Annotated in this window: 4 protein-coding genes; 3 read left to right on the plus strand and 1 reads right to left on the minus strand. The window is 44.6% G+C overall.

The window, feature by feature from the left end; all coding sequences use genetic code 11:
- Positions 1-19 precede the first annotated feature (19 nt).
- Complete coding sequence (locus ANPL_RS02170) at positions 20-697, minus strand: O-methyltransferase (protein ID WP_236822878.1); 678 nt, start codon at positions 695-697, stop codon at positions 20-22.
- Between the two features lie 221 nt (positions 698-918).
- Here ANPL_RS02170 and ANPL_RS02175 point away from each other — a divergent pair, with 221 nt between their 5' ends.
- The 3 genes from ANPL_RS02175 to ANPL_RS02185 form a co-directional block, all read left to right on the plus strand.
- Complete coding sequence (locus ANPL_RS02175; RefSeq protein ID WP_169193157.1) at positions 919-1,218, plus strand: hypothetical protein; 300 nt, start codon at positions 919-921, stop codon at positions 1,216-1,218.
- Positions 1,219-1,385: 167 nt separating this feature from the next.
- Positions 1,386-2,780, plus strand: coding sequence for an NAD(P)H-hydrate dehydratase (locus tag ANPL_RS02180; protein WP_169193158.1), 1,395 nt, complete (start codon positions 1,386-1,388; stop codon positions 2,778-2,780).
- Between the two features lie 339 nt (positions 2,781-3,119).
- On the plus strand, positions 3,120-3,401 hold a 282-nt coding region (locus ANPL_RS02185; RefSeq protein ID WP_236822879.1), incomplete at its 3' end, for a toprim domain-containing protein.

Raw genomic sequence — 3,401 nt, forward strand, 5'->3', positions numbered from 1 at the left:
AATAGATAATAACAGGAATTTAAGTCCGCTTTATGGCGACGAGTAATCCCTCGTTTGTTGGCAACAGAGAAGAAAGGTATTTTGCTTCATTGGACAACTCCTTATTAAAAGCCACCATCGCCGCATGAGCGCTTTTTGTTACCCTTCCATGAGGACGCTCTTCAAACACTGCGCCGAAAAGCAGAGCATTGTCGGCAACTATTAGCCCTCCCTTTCTTATGTTTTTTGAAGCCCAGGTGAGATAGTCACAATAGCTAGCCTTATTCGCATCGATGAACATCATGTCAAACGGCGTCAAGTGCTCTAGTGTTTTGAGTTCTTCTCTAGCATCTCCATGAATAACCGTAACCTTTTTGTCTAGCTGACAATTTTCGACATTTTTCCTCGCTTTTGTTGCGTTTTCTAAGTCTCGCTCTATCGTGTATATGTGACCATCTTCGGGTAAAGCTTTTGCCATACATAATGCAGAAAAACCCATGCAGGTGCCTACTTCTACTATGGTTTTTACCATAGAAACACCAACCAGCAGCTGAAGAAATCGTCCTTCTACTATACCGAGCTGTGCCATCTTAAGCTCACGTGGAGCGGTATCGTGTACGGATAGTAAATCATTGTCTCTTATACCGAACAAGCTACTTATGTACTTATCCCTGTAATTTTCGGCAGCACTGCGCACAAGACCCCCAGTGTAATTCATGTCTCTTCGATCCTATATTTTCTGATTACTGCTTGCAATGTAGATCTGCAATGTAGAGTGCATAGTGGTAAAATTATCACTAATATTAAAAATGTGGTATAAGTGGCATGCATGTTATTTATTAGTGCTTATTTTGTGATATCATCTGCTGGGGGATTATAGCCCTTTGTCGATATGATGCGTGTGTGGTTGTGCGTATGGTGGTTTTGGAGATATGATGGATGTCTAGAGAGGGCGCTAGTGAGGTTTCTGTGTTCAGCGATCCTGAGTACAGGGAGCGGTACAGGGAGAAGTTTCTTGAGGCGCAAAAACGGGGAATGGACATGGTAGTCTATCCGGATGGTACGATTGCTCTGATAGAGAACAAAATGGTTATGCATACTTACGGCTGGCACGAGCGGCGCAGGGATTTCGAGCGAACCAGAGGAGTGATCCCGACTGCTAAGAAGAGTGCTAATGTTGCAAATAAAGCATCAGAAGTGGGGGTTTCTGTAGCTGCTGAAGAGACAGAATATGCCTGAGCATTGTTGTTTTTTCGCAACTTTGAATTTTGCGTTTTTGTAACTACGTGTTGTTTCGGTACTTCGTGTTGTTCGATGGCTTGGCATTAGCTTTGCGCCGTTGATGGTGTTGCGTACTTCTGTATTCTGAGATATATGGCTGCTTTGTGTTTTAGGGGATACAGGGGATGTCGCTCATTCTTTCTGCTGTTCAACTTCGGATTTGCGAGGAGAAATCGTCGGTACCTGTTGAAAGGCTAATAGAAAGGGCTGCTGCTGCAGTAGTTGGGGAAATAACGAAAAATTTCGCGAAGGCTTCAGTCCTTGTTCTGTGTGGGCCTGGTAATAACGGGAAAGAGGGCTCTGTGACTGCGGAATTGCTGAAGAAGCGGGGTTGGCCCGTAAGGGTATTGGGTTACGGGGCATTAGGGCTTTGTCCTTTGGAGTGTGATCGCTTTGCAATAGAAGAGTCCATAGTGATAGATGCGATTTTTGGTCTGGGTTTGTCTCGGCCTTTAAGAGCGGATTTGCAAGGGGTTGTAGAGAAAATTAACGCAAGTAGAAGATTTGTAATCTCTATTGATACTCCAACTGGGATAAACAGTGATACTGGTGAGGTTATGGGGTCAGCTATAATGGCTGATATGACTGTGACGTTTTCGTGCCTGAAATTTGCTCATGTAGTTTCTCCTGGAAGGCAATACTGTGGTGTGGTGCATATCAAAGATATTGGGCTTGATATTGAAAATTCGCGATCGTTTAGTAATGCCCCGGCCCTATGGAGTGGGCATTTGCCATGTTTAACCCACAAGTCACATAAATATAACCGTGGTTACGCGGTTGTCTATTCTTTCGGCATGAGATCAGCTGGTGCGGTTAAATTAGCAGCTTTGGCAGCGCTTAGGACAGGTCCTGGTGCTGTTGCAGTGGTTTGTAGCAATGAGGAATTGATTGTTTATGCTGCATCCTTAACTTCTGTGATGTATAAGCTACATGAAGAAGTAGTTAGTGATAGTAGAGTAACGGCAGTTCTTATCGGGCCGGGTGGAGGGCCGTCTTTCGCATCCCTCAAAGACACGGTGCTACAGGTGCTAGGTGGCGATGACAGAAGGGGTTATGTTCTCGATGCTGGAGCGATAACTGCATTTCAAAGCTGTCCAGCCGCCCTTTTTGCTTGTATTCGGGGCCGGCGTGTTATTATGACACCGCATGAAGGGGAGTTTCGGCAAATTTTCCCTTACTTAAGTGGTAGTATCGTGGAGAGAGCGATATCAGCGGCGCGTGAGTCAGGAGCGGTTGTGGTGTTAAAGGGGCATGATACGGTAATTGCTGCCCCTGATGGTAGGTTAGCTGTAAATAATAATGCTCCCGCAAGCTTGGCAACCATCGGAAGTGGTGATGTATTGGCAGGAATGATCACTGGTCTTCTTGCAGCGGGAATGGATGAGTTTCATGCTGCGTGCTGTGCTGTGTGGATGCACGGGGAATGTGGCAAAAAATACAAGCTCGGCTTGATAGCCGATGACATTATAAGCAGTATTCCTGAAGTATACAGCAATATAGGTACATATTCTGCGCTATAGACGGCTTTTTAAAGCTGCGTGCTATTTTGAGTTACTTTCCCGCATCTTATAAGTTACAGAGATGGCTTAATCACCTCAAACTAGTGAGGTGTGAGAATTTCCGGTGTCATAAAAGATGTGTTTTCTATCCTGGCACCCTGAGTGTTTTTATATGAATATTATTATTTGTCTTCTGCCTCGTAGTTAGCTTTGTAACGAATATCTACACGTATAAGTAGCGTCGTCGTCGGGAAAGAGGAATGAGGTGGTATTTTTGTTAAATCAAAATTCTTCCCAAGACTTCCGTTTTATAATATTAGGTTGCTAGCTTTGAGCCAAAGCGTTGTTGGTAGGTGAAATATGGGAGTGGTGATAGTAGAGTCTCCGTCTAAGGCGAAGACCATCGGCAAGTATTTAGGGCAGAAGTTTAATGTGATAGCTTCTTTTGGCCACGTACGCGATTTCCCTGCTAAAAGTGGATCTGTGGACCCTGATAATGACTTCCATATGATATATGAGGTTATTCCTAAGTCCGAAAGACACCTGGAAAAAATAGTTAAGACAGTGAAGGCAGAAAAGAAGGCTATCTACCTAGCAACAGACCCGGATCGCGAGGGAGAAGCCATAGCCTGGCATGTTGTC

Origin of the sequence: Anaplasma platys, from assembly GCF_012790675.1 — a bacterium.
Classification (GTDB): Bacteria; Pseudomonadota; Alphaproteobacteria; order Rickettsiales; family Anaplasmataceae; genus Anaplasma; species Anaplasma platys.

Bases quoted from the DNA above. Each gene is read 5' to 3' on its own strand.
- ANPL_RS02170 (WP_236822878.1), bottom strand. From the start codon at position 697: ATGAATTACACTGGGGGTCTTGTGCGCAGTGCTGCCGAAAATTACAGG.
- ANPL_RS02175 (WP_169193157.1), top strand. From the start codon at position 919: ATGTCTAGAGAGGGCGCTAGTGAGGTTTCTGTGTTCAGCGATCCTGAG.
- ANPL_RS02180 (WP_169193158.1), top strand. From the start codon at position 1,386: ATGTCGCTCATTCTTTCTGCTGTTCAACTTCGGATTTGCGAGGAGAAA.